Origin of the sequence: Rothia sp. HMSC075F09 (assembly GCF_001810515.1) — a bacterium.
Taxonomy (GTDB): Bacteria; Actinomycetota; Actinomycetes; order Actinomycetales; family Micrococcaceae; genus Rothia.
Window position 1 is genome coordinate 152159 of the sequence record NZ_KV801792.1, and the last position, 17045, is coordinate 169203.

The following is a 17045-nucleotide window of genomic DNA, read 5'->3' on the forward strand; positions in this document are numbered from 1 at the left end:
GAACTATTCGGTCGAAATTATTCGCCGGAACCGTCTTCGTCATCAAGCGGGCGTGCAGCAGGCTCGAAACCGGGAGGGGAGTCCTTCAAAGCCAGGCCGAGCTCGATGAGCTTTGCCTTGACCTCGTCAATGGACTTAGCACCGAAGTTACGGATATCCATCAGGTCAGCTTCACTGCGGGTCACGAGCTCACCCACGGTGTGGATGCCCTCGCGCTTGAGGCAGTTGTAGGAGCGGACGGACATGTTCAGGTCCTCGATCGGCAGTGCCAAATCAGCGGCCATGGACTCGTCGGCGGGCGACGGGCCAACTTCGATACCCTCAGCTGCAATGTTCAGCTCACGTGCAAGGCCGAAGAGCTCGACCAGGGTGCTGCCTGCAGAAGCAACGGCGTCACGCGGTGCGATGGCTTCCTTGGTTTCGACGTCCAGGGTCAGGCTGTCGAAGTCGGTGCGCTGCTCAACACGGGTCGCGTTCACGCTGAAGGTAACCTTCAGAACCGGGGAGTAGATGGAGTCAACCGGGATACGGCCAATCTCGCCATCGCCGACCTTGTTCTGAGCTGCAGTCACGTAGCCGCGACCGCGCTCGATAACCAGCTCAGCGTTGAAGTTTGCCGAGGCGTTCAGGGTTGCCAGGTGCAGTTCCGGGTTGTGGATCTCCACGCCAGCGGGAACCTCGATGTCGCCTGCGGTCAGTTCACCTTCGCCCTGCTTGCGCAGGTAGGCCACGACGGGCTCGTCGTTCTCAGAAGAGATGGAGAGCTTCTTGATGTTCAAGATGATCTCAGTGACGTCCTCGGTCACGCCGGGAACGGTGCTGAACTCGTGCAGTACGCCATCAATGCGGACGCTGGTAACAGCGGCGCCGGGGATGGAGGACAGCAGAGTACGGCGGAGGGAGTTACCCATGGTGTAGCCGAAACCGGGCTCCAGAGGCTCGATGGTGAAGCGCGAGCGGTTGGGCGCTACGACCTCTTCAGTCAGAGTGGGGCGCTGTGCAATAAGCACTTTGTTTCCTTTCGGTGAGCTCCGCTATATGAGCCCACAGGTTGGGGAAAACATATCTTAGGAAGCAGACGGGTGTCTGTACTCTCCGGGTACAGCTCCGTGGAGCGCACCCGTCGAGGGATTAGGTCAGGGACCTAATTAGACGCGGCGGCGCTTCGGGGGACGGCAACCGTTGTGTGCAACGGGGGTAACGTCCTGAATCGAACCGACCTCGAGGCCTGCAGCCTGCAGGGAGCGGATTGCGGTTTCGCGACCGGAACCGGGGCCCTTGACGAACACGTCAACCTTGCGGACGCCGTGCTCCTTGGCGCGGTTTGCAGCAGCCTCAGCAGCCAGCTGTGCGGCGTAGGGGGTGGACTTACGGGAGCCCTTGAAGCCCATGTCGCCAGCGGAGGACCAGGAGATCACTGCACCGGTGGGATCGGTGATGGAGACGATGGTGTTGTTGAAGGTCGACTTGATGTGAGCCTGACCAGCAACGATGTTCTTGCTAACCTTGCGGCGGTTGGTCTTACGAGCTGCCGCAGCGCGAGTCTTGGGAGGCATTTTTGATTCTCCTACAAAGGTTTTCTAATACGTTGGTCGGATAGAGATATCCAACAGAGCAACGTTGCTTACTTCTTCTTACCTGCGACGGTACGCTTCGGGCCCTTGCGGGTACGTGCGTTAGTCTTGGTGCGCTGACCGTGAACCGGCAGGCCGCGGCGGTGGCGCAGGCCCTGGTAGGAACCGATTTCAACCTTACGGCGGATGTCAGCTGCAACCTCGCGGCGAAGATCACCTTCAACCTTGTAGTTGCCTTCGATGAAGTCACGAAGTGCCACGAGCTCCTGGTCGGTCAGGTCCTTGACGCGGGTGTCAGGGTTGACGCCGGTAGCAGCGAGGGTTTCGTGTGCACGGGTCTTGCCCACGCCGTAGATGTAAGTGAGAGCAACTTCCACGCGCTTTTCGCGGGGAATATCAACTCCAGCGAGACGTGCCATACTGGCTTCTCCTTGTTGTTTTCCAGAGGTCTATAGCATCACTGCCCGGGTTGTTCTGACCCGGTCCCCGGCCTCTGAGTCCGGAGGTATCCGAAGTCGCCTCGTGGGCGTTGCTTCGGAGCGGTGCCTATGACAATTCCGCCCCCTGTTGGGGCGGTTATGAAGTCAGCTGCTAGGGATTAGCCCTGGCGCTGCTTGTGGCGCGGGTTTTCGCAGATCACCATGACCACACCGTGACGGCGGATCACCTTGCACTTATCGCAGATCGGCTTAACGCTCGGCTTGACCTTCATCGCATTCCTTTTGATTGCAACTTGATTACTGGCGAGATAAGAGGTTCCCTCACTTACGTTGGGGAACTGCGTTATCCCTTTGAACACGATTTAAACGCCGTCAGGGGCGACGTTTATCTCGGGTTTACTTGTAACGGTAGACGATACGACCTCGGGAAAGGTCGTAGGGGCTCAGTTCCACTACTACTCGGTCCTCAGGCAGGATGCGAATGTAGTGCTGACGCATCTTGCCCGAGATGTGTGCGAGAACCTTGTGGCCGTTATCCAGCTCAACACGGAACATCGCGTTGGGCAGAGCTTCAACCACAGAGCCTTCAATCTCGATGACGCCGTCTTTCTTAGCCATATCCTCCGCTAACGTCGGTGCCCGTCGCAGGTGCGGCGGGCAATTGTATCTTCTGTTTGTGAGCTCACCTCGGTGAGGCGATAGGGCGTTTTAAGGCGCACTTAACACTGGCACAAACAACCAACTGTTAACTCTACGGCAAAGGCCGTGGAAAAACAACCGTGATTTTTATGACATCAGGCACTTAATGTTTAAAAGGAAGAAGCCCCTCCCCCACGTTCCTGAAAGTCTTATTGACTTCCCTCCGCAGGAAAGGGGCACCGTTCACCGGTCACAGCTCAACTGCTTAGTCTTCCTTAGCGGCAAGCTGACCGCATGCTCCATCAATATCGGAACCGCGAGTATCACGAATAGTCGTCGGAATACCGTGGGCACGCAGACGCTCCACAAAGTTCTGCTCAACGCCCTTACGGGATGCCGTCCACTTCGAACCCGGGGTCGGGTTCAGCGGAATCGGGTTCACGTGCACCCAACCACGGCCGCGCTGCGCCAGCTTCTTACCGAGCAGATCCGCACGCCAGCCCTGATCGTTAATATCGCGAATCAGCGCGTACTCAATGGAGACGCGGCGGCCGGTCGTACGGTAGTAGTCGTACGCAGCGTCCAGAGTCTCGTCGACCTTCCAACGCTGGTTAATCGGGATTAGCTCATCACGCAGCTCATCATCCGGAGCGTGCAGGGACAGCGCCAAAGTAATGGGCAGCTTCTCCAGCTCAAACTTACGAATGCCGGGCACCAGACCCACGGTCGACATGGTCAGACCACGAGCAGAAATACCGAGGCCCTCGGGGGAAGGATCAATCAGGCGGTGCACAGCACCCATGGTTGCCTTGTAGTTAGCGAGCGCCTCGCCCATACCCATGAAGACAATGTTGGAAACACGCAGCGGACGAGTATCCTCAGAGCCGCCTTCTGCTTCTTCCAGGCCCTTCATCTGCTTAAGGTAGCGGGCACCGGCAACGACCTGCTCCACAATTTCTGCAGTGGACAGGTTACGGGTCAAACCCTGCTGACCGGTTGCGCAGAAGGGGCAGTTCATACCGCAGCCAGCCTGCGAAGAGATGCACATGGTCACGCGGTTGTCATAGCGCATGATGACGGACTCGATGAGCGCACCGTCAAAGAGGCGATGCACAACCTTCAGGGTATCGCCACCGTCAGCCTCGAGGGTACGGACCGGGGTCAGAAGCTGGGGCATCGCCTGTGCGACCATCTGCTCGCGGTCCTTAGCCGGCAGGTCAGTCATTTCGGCGGGGTCAGTGACCAGACGCTCAAAATAGTGCTTGGACAGCTGGGACGCACGGAACGACTGGTAGCCCAGTTCCTTCAGAAATTCGCGGCGACCAGCCATGTCGAAGTCAGCGATGTGCTTGGGCGGCTTCGCACGGCGCGGTGCTTTCAAGGCAATCTGGCCGGGTGCGGGGCGAACGTTCGAGATTTCAACCGGCACCTTGGTCGTAGCGGGTGCGGTTGCCTCGCTGCTATTGAGAGTTTCGCTCATGGAGCTTCTTCCTTGTGATGTGGATGCTTTCGGATGCGCTATCACGCACCGGACCGGATTCGCCGGTTTCTTCGGGTGGAGGTGGGGCAGCTAAAGGTGGGTTCCCCTCCCCAGCGGTGAGAGTTAGGCGGGGATCGGAACCGGGATTACGCCGAAGCGAGCAAGTTCGCTGGCGCCGCCGTCTTCTGCAGTCAGGACCCAGATACCTTCGCTATGCACAGCAACGGAGTGCTCCCACTGGCAGGCATCGGAGCCGTCAACGGTTACAACGGTCCAGTCGTCGGAGAGCACCTTGGTCTCGATGGAACCAGTCACAAGCATCGGCTCAATAGCGAAAGCCATGCCGGGCTTGATCTTCGGCCCCATGTCACGCACTGCGTAGTTCAGTACGTCCGGTGCCATATGCATCTGGGAACCGATGCCGTGGCCCACGTAGTCTTCAATAATGCCGTACTTATCGCCGTATTCTTCGGTCACATATGCTTCGATGGCAAGGCCGATTTCGCCGACCTTCTTTGCGGTTGCCAGAGCGGCGATGCCGTGCCACATTGCCTCGCGAGTGACGGCGGAGAGCTCTGCGCGTGCTTCGCTCACATTGTCACCGACCAGCACAGTACGTGCCGAGTCGCCGTGCCACTGGCGGTTGGTTGCGGGGTCGATAACGTATGCGCCACCGTCGATAGAAAGGATGTCGCCGTCCTTGAGCACGTAGTCGCCGGGGATGCCGTGAACGACCTCATGGTTGACGGAGGTGCATACGGTTGCCGGGTAGTCGTAGTAGCCGTAGAAGTTGGAGGTGCCACCCAGTTCCAGCATGGTGCGTTCAAAAGCGGCGTTCACCTCTGCGGTGGTTGCGCCGGGGCGAGCTGCCGCCACTGCCGCATCGAGCGCGCGGCTGGTGATGACTCCTGCACGAGCCATCTGCTGAAGCTGTGCATTGGTTTTAATTTCGACTCGTGCCATTCTGGCTCCTTAGGTATAGGGGCGGTGCGCCCAAGCTTAGAACTCTACAGACAGCACTGTACCCCCGCAAGTCTTTGTGATGCATCATGCACCTCAAATTGCGGGGGTACAGCAGAAGATTACTTCAGAGCGTCGAGGATGCGCTCGGTGACTTCAGCAATCTCGCCGAGGCCGTTAACTTCCTTGACGATGCCGCGTTCGCGGTAGATTGCGATCAGCGGTGCGGTCTCTTCTTCGTAGACCTTCAGGCGGTGACGAATGACCTCTTCGTTGTCATCGGTACGACCCTGCTCTGCTGCGCGGTTGAGCAGACGCTCAACGAGTTCGTCGTTGTCTGCAACCAGCAGGAGAACTCGATCGATCTTCTCACCCTTGGCTTCGAGGATGGAGTCTAGCTCGTGCACCTGGGAGGTGTTGCGGGGGTAGCCGTCGAGCAGGAAGCCGTTGACGACGTCGCTTTCCTCCAGACGTGCGCGCACCATGTTGTTGGTGACAGAGTCGGGAACCAGGTTGCCGGAGTCGATGTACGACTTCGCTTCCTTGCCCAGCTCGGTCTCTTCCTTGATGTTCTTACGGAAGATATCACCGGTGGAAATCGCGGGAATCTTCAGCGCTTCAGCGATCTTGACGGCCTGGGTGCCCTTACCTGCACCGGGAGGGCCGACGATGAGCAGACGGTTCATCGGAGCAGTCCTTCGTAGTTTCGTTGTTGGAGCTGAGCGTTGATCTGCTTGAGAGTATCAAGACCAACACCCACCACGATCAGCAGCGAGGCGCCGCCGAACGGGAAATTCTGGTTTGCGTTGAATAGGATAAGCGCTACCAGGGGAATCATGGAAATTACACCCAGGTAAAGTGCGCCAGGCAACGTAATTCGGTTGAGTACGTAGCTGAGGTAACGCGCGGTGGGCTTACCCGCACGGATGCCGGGAATGAAGCCACCGTACTTCTTCATATTGTCCGCTACTTCTACCGGGTCGAAGGTGACCGCCACGTAGAAGTACGCGAAGCCAATAATCATGAAGAAGTAGAGAGCAATGTACAGCGGGTGATCGCCGCGCACCAGGTATGCGTTAATCCAGTTGACCCAGTCCGGCGGGGTGGAGCCGTCGGTGGGGGTGTTGAACTGGGCAATCAGGCCGGGCAGGGTCAGCAGGGAGGACGCGAAGATCAGCGGGATCACGCCGGCCATGTTGACCTTCAGCGGGATGTAGGTGCTGGTGCCGCCAATGGTGCGTCGACCAATCATGCGCTTTGCATACTGCACGGGGATACGGCGAACGGACTGTTCCACGTAGACCACGGCAAGCATGACCAGCAGGCCAATACCGCAGACAGCCGCGAAGATACCCCAACCGTGGGTGCGCTGGATGGAGCCCAGAGCGCTCGGGAAGGAGGAAGCGATGGAGGTGAAGATCAGCAGGGACATACCGTTGCCGACGCCACGCTCGGTAATCTGCTCACCCATCCACATGATGACGGTGGTACCTGCACACAGGGTGACGATAATCAGCAGGATGTGCAGTACGTCGTCCTGGGGGATGATGCCCGGGCAGTTACCCAGCAGAACGCCAGAGCGTGCCATCGAGACGATGGTGGTTGCATTCAGCAGAGCAAGAGCGATGGTCAGGTAGCGGGTGTACTGGGTGAGCTTTGCCTGACCCTGCGCGCCCTCATCGTGCAGCTCCTGGAATCGCGGGATGACCACGCGTAGCAGCTGGATGATAATGGACGCGGTAATGTACGGCATCACGCCGAGGGCAAAGATCGAAAGCTGCAGCAGTGCGCCACCACTGAAGAGGTTGACGATATCGTAGACGCCACCGCTTGTAACATTGGCGTTCAGACACTGCTGTACATTTCCGTAGGAAACGCCTGGCGCGGGGATGAAAGTGCCCACGCGGTACAGCACAATCATTGCCAGGGTAAACAGCAGCTTACGCCGCAAATCGGCGGTCTTGACGACTCGCCCGAATGCGCTCAGCACATGTCCTCCTGTAAGTCTATGGGGCGCCCATCCCTCTCAAAGAGTTTTAGGGCGCAGTAAACACATCTTCCAGTCTATCGTGTTTGGAGCGGGTAACGATAACTCCCTAGCAGATTATGTAGCTTTTATATTCTCTTAGCGTGATTTTTGAACGCCAAATGTGGCGCACACCAAGCGTTCAAATATACGAATACAGGAATATATCCCGTTGTGAGTCTTTCCGAGCAGCAAAAAGCCCCCGCCGTACAGTGTACGGACGGGGGCTTTCTCGTCTTGAAGACTACTTAACGGTTACAGAACCGCCAGCGGCCTCGATCTTCTCAATAGCGGAAGCCGATGCCTTGTCAACAACAACGTTCACCTTGACGGAGATTTCGCCGTTGCCCAGAACCTTCACGAGCTCGTTCTTGCGAACGGCACCCTTAGCAACCAGTGCCTCGACGGTGACGTCGCCACCGTTGGGGAACAGTTCCTGGATGCGGTCCAGGTTAACAACCTGGTACTCGGTGCGGAAGGGGTTCTTGAAGCCGCGCAGCTTCGGCAGGCGCATGTGCAGCGGCAGCTGGCCGCCTTCGAAGCCTGCACGAACCTGGTAACGTGCCTTGGTACCCTTGGTACCGCGACCTGCGGTCTTACCCTTGGAGCCTTCACCGCGGCCAACGCGGGTCTTTGCCTTGTGGGCACCCGGTGCCGGGCGCAGATCGTGAATCTTGATAGCTTCTGCCATCTTTACTTGACCTCCTCAACCTTCACCAGGTGAGCAACGGTGTTAACCATGCCAACGGTGACGGGGTCAGCAGTGCGGACTACCTTGTTGCCGGGGCGCTTGAGGCCCAGGGAACGCAGGGTGTCGCGCATGTTCTGCTTCTGACCAACATAGGACTTGACCTGGGTGATTTCCAGCTTTGCGTCGCTGGGCTGAATACGCTTGGCCATTACTACGCACCTGCCTTTTCAGACTTGGTGTTGCGCAGGTAGCTGGGGATAACCTCATCGGTGGGCAGGCCACGGCGGGCTGCCACTGCCAGGGGCTCCTCGAGCTCCTTGAGTGCTGCAACAGTTGCGTGAACGATGTTGATCTGGTTGGAGGAACCGAGCGACTTGGACAGCACGTCGTGAATGCCTGCGCACTCGAGTACTGCACGCACGGGGCCACCTGCGATAACACCGGTACCAGCGGTTGCCGGGCGGAGCATCACAACGCCTGCAGCTGCCTCACCCTGCACACGGTGCGGGATGGTGCGGCCTTCGATGCGGGGAACGCGGAAGAAGTTCTTCTTTGCTTCCTCGACACCCTTGGAGATTGCTGCGGGAACTTCCTTAGCCTTACCGTAGCCAACGCCGACCAGGCCGTTACCGTCACCAACGACGACCAGTGCGGTGAAGCTGAAGCGACGACCACCCTTGACGACCTTGGAAACGCGGTTGATGGTCACAACGCGCTCGATGTACTTGTCCTTCTCCTCCTCGCGAGCGCGGTTGTTACGGCGCTCACCACGGCCACGACGCTCGCCGCGGTTGTTGCGGCGCTCCTCGCGCTGGTTGGAGGTCTCAGCGGTTTCAGCTACTACTGCTTCGCTCACCTGAGTTTCCTTTACGTTCTGCTCGCTCATTAGAGTGCAAGACCTCCCTCGCGTGCACCGTCAGCAACGGCTGCAACACGGCCGTGGTACTTGTTACCACCGCGGTCGAACACGACTGCCTCAACACCAGCTGCCTTGGCGCGCTCTGCAACGAGCTCACCAACGCGCTTTGCCTTAGCGGTCTTGTCCAGGTCAGCTGCACGCAGCTCTGCTTCCATGGTGGAAGCGGATGCCAGGGTTACGCCCTTGACATCGTCGATAACCTGAACGAACATGTGACGGGTCGAACGGGTGACGCACAGGCGCGGACGCGCAGCGGTACCCGAAACGTACTTGCGGATGCGAGCGTGACGACGTGCACGCTGCGCTGCCTTCGACTTGATAGCCATGTTTACTTACCAGCCTTTCCGACCTTGCGGCGGATGTGCTCACCTGCGTAGCGAACACCCTTACCCTTGTAGGGATCGGGCTTACGCAGACCACGAATGTTTGCTGCAACCTGACCAACGAGCTGCTTGTCGATACCCGACACGGTCAGCTTGTTAGCACCCTCCACTGCGAAGGTAATACCCTCGGGAGCGGTGATGTTGATCGGGTGGGAGTAGCCCAGAGCGAACTCCAGGTCGTTACCCTTCGGGGTCACACGGTAACCGGTACCAACGATTTCCAGCTTCTTTTCGTAGCCGGAGGTAACGCCGATAATCAGGTTCTGAATCAGGGTACGAGTCAGACCGTGCAGCGAGCGAGACAGGCGCTCGTCGTTCGGACGAGATACAACGATCTCGTTTTCGTTCAGAGCCACGGTGATGGGGGAAGCTACCTTGTGGGAGAGCTCGCCCTTCGGGCCCTTAACGGTAACCAGGTTGCCATCGACCTTAACCTCAACGCCGGCGGGAACCGAGATGGGGAGACGTCCAATACGTGACATTATTCTCTTCCTTTCTCTTCTAACCGACTACCAGATGTAAGCGATGACTTCGCCGCCCACGCCCTTCTTCGCAGCCTGCTTGTCAGTGAGCAGACCCGAAGAGGTGGACAGGATTGCGATGCCGAGGCCACCCAGAACCTGGGGCAGGTTGGTGGACTTTGCGTAGGTACGCAGGCCCGGCTTGGAAATACGACGCACGCCAGCGATGGAACGCTCGCGGGACGGACCGTACTTGAGGACGAGGGTCAGGGTCTTGCCGACCTTTGCATCCTCAACCTTCACGTCGGCGATGTAGCCCTCAGCCTTCAGGATCTCAGCAATGCGAGCCTTCAGCTTGGAGTAGGGCATGGATACGGTGTCGTGGTATGCGGAGTTTGCGTTACGCAAACGGGTCAGCATATCTGCGACCGGATCAGTCATAGTCATTGTGGGCTTTAGCCCTTCCTCGTTGTGGTTTCCCTACCCCGCGGTAACGGGGTCTGGACCTACAACGTAGTCGTTAGTTGGTCTTGAACGGGAAGCCCAGTGCCTTCAGGATTGCACGGCCTTCTTCGTCGGTCTTCGCGGAGGTCACCACGGTGATGTCCATACCACGCACGCGGTCGATCGAGTCCTGATCGATTTCGTGGAACATGGACTGCTCGGTCAGACCGAAGGTGTAGTTACCATTACCGTCGAACTGGCGGTCCGAGAGGCCGCGGAAGTCGCGGATTCGGGGCAGCGCCAGGGTGACGAGGCGGTCCAGGAATTCCCACATGCGGTCGCCACGCAGGGTGACGTGTGCGCCGATGGGCATACCTTCGCGCAGCTTGAACTGTGCGATGGACTTCTTAGCGCGGGTAACAATCGGCTTCTGACCGGTGATTGCGGTGAGATCGCGGATTGCGCCGTCCATGAGCTTTGCGTCGCGAGCTGCCTCGCCAACACCCATGTTTACGACGACCTTAACGATCTTCGGGGTCTGCATGACGTTCTCGTACTTGAACTCTTCCTGCAGAGCGGGAACGACGACCTCAGCGTACTTGGTCTTGAAGCGGGGGGTGATCTTGGTTTCGGTCATTAGATGTCCTTACCCGAACGCTTAGCAACGCGCACGCGAACGGTGCGCTCCTTGCCGTCACGCTCTACAGTCTCGAGGCGGAAACCAACACGGGTCGGCTTCTTGGTCTCGGGGTCAACAATCGCAACGTTAGAAACGTGGATCGGTGCCTCAACCTTCTGAATGCCGCCTGCTGCGCCGGTCAGGGGGTTAGCCTTGGTGTGCTTGGTGACGACCTTGACGCCCTCAACAATCACACGGTTTTCCTTGGGGAGAACCTTCAGAACCTTGCCCTGCTTGCCCTTATCTGCACCGGAAATAACCTGAACCAGGTCGCCGGACTTGATCTTAGCCATGAATTAGAGCACCTCCGGAGCCAGCGAAACGATCTTCATGAACTTCTTGTCGCGAAGCTCACGACCCACGGGGCCGAAGATACGGGTACCACGGGGATCACCATCAGTGTTCTTCAGGATCACTGCGGAGTTCTCGTCGAACTTGATGTAGGAGCCGTCGGGACGACGGGTTTCCTTCTTGGTGCGGACGACGACTGCCTTAACAACGTCACCCTTCTTTACGGTACCGCCGGGGATTGCATCCTTGACGGTTGCGACAATGATGTCGCCGATGCCTGCGTAGCGACGCGAGGAACCACCGAGAACACGGATGGTCAGGATTTCCTTCGCACCAGTGTTGTCGGCGACCTTCAGTCGCGACTCCTGCTGAATCATATTTCTCCTGTCGTCTCGCCGGTTCCGACTCGCTTTAGGCGCGAGCCAGCCTTGCGGAACATTTTTACGGGATTGGTTGACGCCCCGGGCCCCAACTCTATGGAAGGGGTTAGCGGAAACGCCTGGGGCAAACCCATGCCAGAAGCATTTGGACCCGCGTGAAGCGGGCGTATCCCACCCGTAAATAGCGGCATTATGCACTGGCACGAGAAGCCCGTGGTTGTGCGGCTATTTGGATACAGCCACACAGTCTTAACACTGTACAGGAAGCAGGTATGTAGCGCAAGAGTTTGCCGACTATGATTTCAGTCTCCTCCACCCTATCTCTGGGGATAGCCGGGCTTAGAGAGCAAAAACCCCATACCCCACATCACCATCGATTGAGAAGGCCCCTTATTTGACACTTAAAGCAGGAGGCCCCTTCGTGTAGTTCCTGACGCATAAGAAACTGAAGGGGCCTCGAGAAATCTATCAAACAATGTGTCAAACAAAGAAGATAGATATTAATATTTTACTACGCTTTAATGTCCCTCCACGACAGACTTGCCGCGGGGCTGGCGGGAGATCACCGCGGTTCCGCTCCTTACACAAACATGCATACGACGCGAGAGCACAGCAGACACGACATAGGCGGCTCAGCCGCTCTTCACTCATCAGCTAGGGCATATATACTTTCGCGATACCGTCACGAACGATAGGGCGAGGAGGTTCTCCCGGTCGAGTCTCTTCTGCAGCCTCGTAGTATTCGCCAGAGTTTGCATCCAGCACGTAGGGAACCTCAGCTGCGGGGTAGTCTCCTGCTTTATCGACAGCAATGACACTCCCGTCCTTCAACAGGACCTGGTGGTTAATGCGGGTGGGAGCCACCTGCACGGTGTCAATAATGGCTCGATTGAGCGTATTAATGACGGTAATAGTTCCGCCACCAGCAACTGCCGCCTCCCCCTTGCCACCGAAATCAGCAACATAGAGCAGGTGACGTTCTGCATCGAGCAAGATATCGGTGGGCATCTTTCCGAACGGAAGATAAGCGAGGTGCTCACCCTCAAAGCTCAGAACATACAGACCGCCATTCTTACCCTCGCGCCCTTGCGCAGAGACATATAGTTCACCGCGCGTCGAAACAATCTCCACACCGTGAACACCGACTGGAGTATTGGCGTCTTCCCCGCCAATTACGGGCAGCTTGCGTGCAAGCTCCCAGGTATTCATATCCACAACCCAGATTTCATCTCGCATAATATTCGGGATGTACAGGAGGCTACGGCTTTCGTCCGCTACGGGTCCTAGTAGCATGGCAGGGCCTTCCCCTTGAAGGGGGCTAACCCTACGTTCCCCCTCTGCGGTGGGTGCAGAAATCACCTGGTAGCCGCCCATTCCGGTAACGAGTACGGCACCGTTGGGTGCGACGTATAGCTCACGCGGAGTCAGCATCTCTACTTCTAGAACGAGAGAATCCCATACGCGCGATAGGTCCTTTTGGGAGTATGCGGTAACCGAGTTTGTGTGGGTTCCTCCGGTCCAGAGAAGCCCCCGTTCATTGTCTGCGGCTAACCCATAGGCAGCTTGAACCTGGAAGAGGTTTGCTAGTTCGGGGTTATTTTCCGGGATAACGGGCAGAGTAGCCGTCTGCTCAATCTGCAGGGTATCCGCGTTTATGCGAGCAATTGTGGCGCAGAGAGTGCCGTGGGTCTTTGTGTGGTTATAGCTTCCACTTACAAAAAGAACGTTCTCTTCAGGGTTGTATGCCACTTGATACTGGCCAGCAAGTCCCGCGGAACGATCCACGGAAAAACGCTTAGCATCCGGCACGTTCTTCTGCTCTTCTCCTGCGACAGGGGGAACCATAAGTATCTCCAGAGTTGTGTAGTTTGGAGGCTAGCTCACCTTATATTTTGCGGGCTTAGCATCCGGAGCTTTCTGCTGTATATCTTACGCTTTGCCCACCATTTTGAGGCTTTTCTAGTGCAGTCCATGCACTACGAAATTCATCCTCAAGAGGTCCTATATTGGCATCCGGAGCTGTTCTCCCCTCCGGCTCTGAGCGGGGCAAATTTACCCCATGAAAGCTTTACAATCTAAACATAATTAGCATAAAAGACATATATCTAGAACTATCGGCATCTTCTAGAACTAAAAGACTTATATCGAGTCGAACAGAGCCATAGATTTTGTAATATTTCTTCACCTCTGACCCCCTCAAAACAGCGTTCTGAAAAAATCTGCTTAAAAATTTAGAAATTAAGGGTTGTTTTTTCAAAAATCAAGTTTTTTAGCAAAAATCGCGATTCAAGGTGCGAAAATCAGCGAGATGTACCATAATAGAAGAGACGCATGCGTCAAACAAGAGGTTCGGTCCTTATCGGACAGATTTCTTGGGTCCCTTTTTCCTCGCTAATCCGTTTGTCTAGGGACCGAACCTCGCTTTGACACTAAACCCGCACTTCGGTGCGGGTTTTCTTCGTATTTGAGGCGTTAGAATCCCGCACTTCATTCTTCAGGCTGTTAACTCGTCAAATAAGGGCGGGCGAGCGCAGAGGGTGCGCTTCACCCTTCCTCCGCTTCTCTTCCGCTCTCCCCCGCTACTACTTCTGATCCTGGTCTAGGCCTTCCGCTCGAATACAGACGTATAGGCAAAACGATAGGGGCGGTACCCATCGGTTCGATGGGTACCGCCCCTTTCAGCGCCTATCGGCAGTTTCAGAGAGTCAAGCGGGTTCTTGAATATCTAGCAGATCCCGCTCTACCTCTTTCGCTACCGCCAAGCGGTAGTATCGTGGGCTGCCGTGGGGTACGGGCTATGCCTTGCGGCGACGTGCTACCAGCACGGTTGCGCCAACGACCAGGGCAAGAACGCCAATTCCGGCTGCAATGACGACGCCCGAAGCACCGGTGTTAGCCAGTGAAGACTTCGAGGAGTTCGAAGAGGTCGAGCCGTTGCTGGAAGAGGTGACGTTCTGCGACGAAGATCCGGAGGTCTTCGGGGCGGTGCTGTCCTTCTTCTGAGCCTCGGACTTCAAAGAGTCCACGGGAGCCTTGGACTGATCCTTAGCAGGCTGGTCCTTTGCCTGTTCCTTAGAATCTGCAGGTGCAGACGGAGCAGCAGAGGGGTTAGTTACAGGTGCGTTAGCCGACTCGGATGCCTTCGGTTCCGAAACCTTCGGCGCAGGTGCCTGGTTTTCAACGCTGAAGGTGTATTCTGCAGCCACACCACCGCGCACGTTATCGTTCTCGGTCAGGGAACCGGAGAGCAGGTAGATAGCAACGCTATCGCCGGTCTTCAGTTCTTCAGTCAGGTTAGAGTTTGCCACGGTGGGGCGGTCGATGGTTGCGGTGAAGTTACCGTTTTCGTCCGCCTTGATGTATGCCCAGATGCCTGCGCTATTGCCTTCAACGCCTTCGAGCTTGGGCTCTTCCTTCGCGGAAATAGCGCCCTTGTTCAGCTTGACCGCGATAACGGAGCCCTTACCGTCCAGAGTCTTGAAGCCTTCACCGCGGAAGGTCAGCTTCTGGCCGTCCCAAGTCTTGGGGAAGTAGACCTTAGCGCCGTCCTTGTACTCGTGCACAACCTCATTGGAATTTGCGCTTTCGGAGGGTGCCGGGGTGCTCGGCTCGGGCTTAGCAGACTCGCTCGGAGCCGGAGTAGTCGGCTCAGGCTTAGCAGACTCACTCGGAGCCGGAGTGGGCTCGTTGCCACCAGGCAGGCTCAGCTTAGTACCGGCGGGGTAAGTGGTAGTCACGCCAGAGGGAGCAGCAGCGACCTGGGTAGTTTCTGCCGGTGCGCAGGTCGCAGCGGTGTCTGCCTTCTTCTCTGCAACAGTTGCGGAGAGCGCTTCACCACCACGTGCGGTATCGCCTTCAACCATGGAGCCGGAGAGCAGGAAGACAGATACCTTATCGCCGCTCTTCAGGTTTTCCTTCAGGTTGGAGTTTTCAGTGGTCGGGTACGGCAGCTCAGCGGTGAAGTTACCATTCTCATCTGCCTGGATGTACGCCCAGACGCCGGCGCTGTTGCCCTCAGCACCGTTGAGCTTCGGCTCTTCCTTCGCGGAGATGCGGCCCTTGTTCAGCTTGACTGCGAGTACGGAGCCCTTTGAACCGTCCTGAGTCTTGAAACCTTCGCCACGCAGCTTCAGGGTTTCACCGGTGGTCCAGTCCTTCACGGCGTAGAGCTTAGCGCCGTCGGCGTAGGTCTTCACCAGTTCTTCAGAAGAAGCCTGTGCAGCAGGCTTCGCGGTGGTTTCAACGGTGGTGTTGATCTTCACCATGACGCCGGGAGTAATCGGGGAGTCTGCGTTGTCCTTGCCCTTGGGCTCGGTGCTAGAGGTGCGGTATTCGCCGGTGGTCTTATCGATGGTGTAGTCGGTTTCGATAGCGGAAGCGCCTTCAATGCTGCGTGCTACAGCGTATGCACTGCCGTCTGCGGTGACCAGAACATCATTTGCGCCGCTGGTCGCACCGGTAGACACCTGAGAAACAACGGTGCCGGTTCGTGCATCAACAACACCGACGTTGCCGGTACCGTAATCGGTCACGTACAGCAGGTCACGGGCTTCGTCGGAGGCGAGAGCGAGGGCCTGGTTGCCGAAAGGAATGGTCTTCTTGTAGGCACCAGTTTCCAGGTCGTAGACGGTGATACCGGAGTTAGTGCCCTTACGGTCACCCTGGGTGCTGACGTAGATTTCCTTCAGGGACTTGTCGATAGTGACGTCCGAGGGGTTCAGAGTAGCTTCAGCATTTTCCTTGTGCAGCTGAATGGTCTTCTCAACCTCGTAGCTCTTGGTGTCAATCACCTTCACGGTGCCGGCACTCAAGGAGGGTACGTAGAGCTTGCCATCAGCGGAGTCTACGTGCATGTTCATTGCGATGTCAGATTCGCCCTTGGCGTCGGTGAATTCAATCTTCTTGACCAGGGCGTGCCGAGTGGTGTCGAAGACACTAATGCCGCCGGAGCCAGATACAAAGACCTTGCCGCTGGAGGGGTCGATGCGTACCTCACGAGGGTGGTTGACGTCGCCTTCTGCACTGCTCCAGATAATCTTGTTGGTCGCGGGATCGAAGACAGATACCTTGTTGACGCGGGTCTGGGTCACCCATACGTATCCGGTTGCTTCGTCGTAGGCAATACCGTAGGGAGATTCAATCTGCTTACCGGTCGGTGCGGTAGCGCCACGTGCAATAAAGTCCGTGGTCGGGAACTGGTAGACAGTAGCAAGGCTCGGGGTGGATGCAACGTTCCAGGTGCCGACGCCACCGGTCAGAATCGGCGGGCGGCCGGAGGAGAAGGAAGTGTAGAGGGAGGAGGTTGCTGCCGAGTATGCCAGCTGGTACTGGCCGGGCAGGCCCTGGTACTGGGTAGCGCTCACTGCAATGTGGCGGCATTCCTCAGTGGAGTTCTGGGAGTTCCCGCCGGGAACGGATGCGGAGACGTTTGCCGCAAAGGTAGCGGGAACGGCAGCGAAAGAGCCTGCAACAACGGAAAGTGCGCCAGCAATGGCGAGCAGCTTACGTGAGGGCTTGGGTGAAGAAGTCATGATAATCCTCAATGATGTGTAGTGGTACTTCTCCAAAGGTCGTGCAACCTCCGGAAGGTGCAAAGCCACCCGACTAATTATTAGGAAAGGTTATGCTAAGCAACTATAAAGTTGATAATAAGTCCCTAATCAGGTTGTTTTCAAGTG

At 57.1% G+C, this 17045-nt stretch carries 20 protein-coding genes; all 20 read right to left on the reverse strand.

Annotation, left to right across the window (positions count from 1 at the left end):
* Positions 1 to 17: 17 nt before the first annotated feature.
* Positions 18 to 1010, reverse strand: a complete 993-nt coding sequence (locus tag HMPREF2749_RS05700) for a DNA-directed RNA polymerase subunit alpha (protein WP_005505031.1) — start codon at positions 1008 to 1010, stop codon at positions 18 to 20.
* Between the two features lie 138 nt (positions 1011 to 1148).
* Entirely contained in the window at positions 1149 to 1556 is a 408-nt protein-coding gene (rpsK, locus tag HMPREF2749_RS05705) for a 30S ribosomal protein S11 (RefSeq protein ID WP_005505028.1), read from the reverse strand.
* A gap of 68 nt (positions 1557 to 1624) precedes the next feature.
* Positions 1625 to 1993, reverse strand: a complete 369-nt coding sequence (rpsM, locus tag HMPREF2749_RS05710; protein ID WP_005505026.1) for a 30S ribosomal protein S13 — start codon at positions 1991 to 1993, stop codon at positions 1625 to 1627.
* Between the two features lie 179 nt (positions 1994 to 2172).
* The gene (gene rpmJ, locus HMPREF2749_RS05715) at positions 2173 to 2286 is read right to left on the reverse strand and encodes a 50S ribosomal protein L36 (protein ID WP_004005257.1); all 114 of its coding nucleotides are present in this window, start codon (positions 2284 to 2286) and stop codon (positions 2173 to 2175) included.
* A gap of 124 nt (positions 2287 to 2410) precedes the next feature.
* Positions 2411 to 2632 carry a translation initiation factor IF-1 gene (infA, locus tag HMPREF2749_RS05720; protein WP_005505018.1) on the reverse strand — a complete coding sequence of 74 codons (222 nt, stop codon included), beginning with the start codon at positions 2630 to 2632 and terminating at the stop codon, positions 2411 to 2413.
* Between the two features lie 286 nt (positions 2633 to 2918).
* Positions 2919 to 4133 carry a dual-specificity RNA methyltransferase RlmN gene (gene rlmN / locus HMPREF2749_RS05725; RefSeq protein ID WP_049349259.1) on the reverse strand — a complete coding sequence of 405 codons (1215 nt, stop codon included), beginning with the start codon at positions 4131 to 4133 and terminating at the stop codon, positions 2919 to 2921.
* Positions 4134 to 4256: 123 nt separating this feature from the next.
* Positions 4257 to 5096: a type I methionyl aminopeptidase gene (gene map / locus HMPREF2749_RS05730; protein ID WP_049349258.1), complete on the reverse strand. Its 840-nt coding sequence runs from the start codon at positions 5094 to 5096 to the stop codon at positions 4257 to 4259.
* Between the two features lie 119 nt (positions 5097 to 5215).
* Positions 5216 to 5779: an adenylate kinase gene (locus HMPREF2749_RS05735; RefSeq protein ID WP_005505015.1), complete on the reverse strand. Its 564-nt coding sequence runs from the start codon at positions 5777 to 5779 to the stop codon at positions 5216 to 5218.
* The gene (gene secY / locus HMPREF2749_RS05740; protein WP_012903060.1) at positions 5776 to 7083 is read right to left on the reverse strand and encodes a preprotein translocase subunit SecY; all 1308 of its coding nucleotides are present in this window, start codon (positions 7081 to 7083) and stop codon (positions 5776 to 5778) included. Before secY ends, HMPREF2749_RS05735 begins: the two co-directional genes overlap by 4 nt.
* A gap of 280 nt (positions 7084 to 7363) precedes the next feature.
* Positions 7364 to 7810: a 50S ribosomal protein L15 gene (gene rplO / locus HMPREF2749_RS05745; protein WP_005505008.1), complete on the reverse strand. Its 447-nt coding sequence runs from the start codon at positions 7808 to 7810 to the stop codon at positions 7364 to 7366.
* A 2-nt stretch (positions 7811 to 7812) separates the two neighbouring features.
* Positions 7813 to 8019, reverse strand: coding sequence for a 50S ribosomal protein L30 (rpmD, locus tag HMPREF2749_RS05750; protein WP_004005265.1), 207 nt, complete (start codon positions 8017 to 8019; stop codon positions 7813 to 7815).
* A 2-nt stretch (positions 8020 to 8021) separates the two neighbouring features.
* Positions 8022 to 8666 (reverse strand): 30S ribosomal protein S5, encoded by a 645-nt coding sequence (gene rpsE, locus HMPREF2749_RS05755; protein ID WP_171840195.1) that lies wholly within the window; start codon positions 8664 to 8666, stop codon positions 8022 to 8024.
* Between the two features lie 29 nt (positions 8667 to 8695).
* Positions 8696 to 9055 (reverse strand): 50S ribosomal protein L18, encoded by a 360-nt coding sequence (gene rplR / locus HMPREF2749_RS05760; RefSeq protein WP_005505006.1) that lies wholly within the window; start codon positions 9053 to 9055, stop codon positions 8696 to 8698.
* Positions 9056 to 9057: 2 nt separating this feature from the next.
* Entirely contained in the window at positions 9058 to 9594 is a 537-nt protein-coding gene (gene rplF, locus HMPREF2749_RS05765) for a 50S ribosomal protein L6 (RefSeq protein ID WP_005505004.1), read from the reverse strand.
* 27 nt (positions 9595 to 9621) lie between these two features.
* Complete coding sequence (gene rpsH / locus HMPREF2749_RS05770; protein WP_005505003.1) at positions 9622 to 10020, reverse strand: 30S ribosomal protein S8; 399 nt, start codon at positions 10018 to 10020, stop codon at positions 9622 to 9624.
* Between the two features lie 73 nt (positions 10021 to 10093).
* Complete coding sequence (gene rplE, locus HMPREF2749_RS05775; RefSeq protein ID WP_005505001.1) at positions 10094 to 10654, reverse strand: 50S ribosomal protein L5; 561 nt, start codon at positions 10652 to 10654, stop codon at positions 10094 to 10096.
* Positions 10654 to 10989, reverse strand: a complete 336-nt coding sequence (gene rplX / locus HMPREF2749_RS05780; RefSeq protein WP_005504988.1) for a 50S ribosomal protein L24 — start codon at positions 10987 to 10989, stop codon at positions 10654 to 10656. Before rplX ends, rplE begins: the two co-directional genes overlap by 1 nt.
* Positions 10990 to 10992: 3 nt before the next feature.
* Positions 10993 to 11364 (reverse strand): 50S ribosomal protein L14, encoded by a 372-nt coding sequence (gene rplN, locus HMPREF2749_RS05785; protein WP_005504986.1) that lies wholly within the window; start codon positions 11362 to 11364, stop codon positions 10993 to 10995.
* Between the two features lie 657 nt (positions 11365 to 12021).
* Positions 12022 to 12660, reverse strand: coding sequence for a YncE family protein (locus HMPREF2749_RS09405; protein WP_239663374.1), 639 nt, complete (start codon positions 12658 to 12660; stop codon positions 12022 to 12024).
* Between the two features lie 1502 nt (positions 12661 to 14162).
* On the reverse strand, positions 14163 to 16898 hold the full coding sequence (locus HMPREF2749_RS05795) for an LPXTG cell wall anchor domain-containing protein (RefSeq protein ID WP_070593729.1): 2736 nt from the start codon (positions 16896 to 16898) through the stop codon (positions 14163 to 14165).
* Between the last annotated feature and the right edge of the window lie 147 nt (positions 16899 to 17045).

What these genes read in the sequence shown, in the direction of transcription:
- rpsK (WP_005505028.1), bottom strand. Translation starts at nt 1,556, where the DNA reads ATGCCTCCCAAGACTCGCGCTGCGGCAGCTCGTAAGACCAACCGCCGC.
- rpsM (WP_005505026.1), bottom strand. Translation starts at nt 1,993, where the DNA reads ATGGCACGTCTCGCTGGAGTTGATATTCCCCGCGAAAAGCGCGTGGAA.
- rpmJ (WP_004005257.1), bottom strand. Translation starts at nt 2,286, where the DNA reads ATGAAGGTCAAGCCGAGCGTTAAGCCGATCTGCGATAAGTGCAAGGTG.
- infA (WP_005505018.1), bottom strand. Translation starts at nt 2,632, where the DNA reads ATGGCTAAGAAAGACGGCGTCATCGAGATTGAAGGCTCTGTGGTTGAA.
- rlmN (WP_049349259.1), bottom strand. Translation starts at nt 4,133, where the DNA reads ATGAGCGAAACTCTCAATAGCAGCGAGGCAACCGCACCCGCTACGACC.
- map (WP_049349258.1), bottom strand. Translation starts at nt 5,096, where the DNA reads ATGGCACGAGTCGAAATTAAAACCAATGCACAGCTTCAGCAGATGGCT.
- HMPREF2749_RS05735 (WP_005505015.1), bottom strand. Translation starts at nt 5,779, where the DNA reads ATGAACCGTCTGCTCATCGTCGGCCCTCCCGGTGCAGGTAAGGGCACC.
- rplO (WP_005505008.1), bottom strand. Translation starts at nt 7,810, where the DNA reads ATGGCAGAAGCTATCAAGATTCACGATCTGCGCCCGGCACCGGGTGCC.
- rpmD (WP_004005265.1), bottom strand. Translation starts at nt 8,019, where the DNA reads ATGGCCAAGCGTATTCAGCCCAGCGACGCAAAGCTGGAAATCACCCAG.
- rplR (WP_005505006.1), bottom strand. Translation starts at nt 9,055, where the DNA reads ATGGCTATCAAGTCGAAGGCAGCGCAGCGTGCACGTCGTCACGCTCGC.
- rplF (WP_005505004.1), bottom strand. Translation starts at nt 9,594, where the DNA reads ATGTCACGTATTGGACGTCTCCCCATCTCGGTTCCCGCCGGCGTTGAG.
- rpsH (WP_005505003.1), bottom strand. Translation starts at nt 10,020, where the DNA reads ATGACTATGACTGATCCGGTCGCAGATATGCTGACCCGTTTGCGTAAC.
- rplE (WP_005505001.1), bottom strand. Translation starts at nt 10,654, where the DNA reads ATGACCGAAACCAAGATCACCCCCCGCTTCAAGACCAAGTACGCTGAG.
- rplX (WP_005504988.1), bottom strand. Translation starts at nt 10,989, where the DNA reads ATGGCTAAGATCAAGTCCGGCGACCTGGTTCAGGTTATTTCCGGTGCA.
- rplN (WP_005504986.1), bottom strand. Translation starts at nt 11,364, where the DNA reads ATGATTCAGCAGGAGTCGCGACTGAAGGTCGCCGACAACACTGGTGCG.
- HMPREF2749_RS09405 (WP_239663374.1), bottom strand. Translation starts at nt 12,660, where the DNA reads ATGCTACTAGGACCCGTAGCGGACGAAAGCCGTAGCCTCCTGTACATC.
- HMPREF2749_RS05795 (WP_070593729.1), bottom strand. Translation starts at nt 16,898, where the DNA reads ATGACTTCTTCACCCAAGCCCTCACGTAAGCTGCTCGCCATTGCTGGC.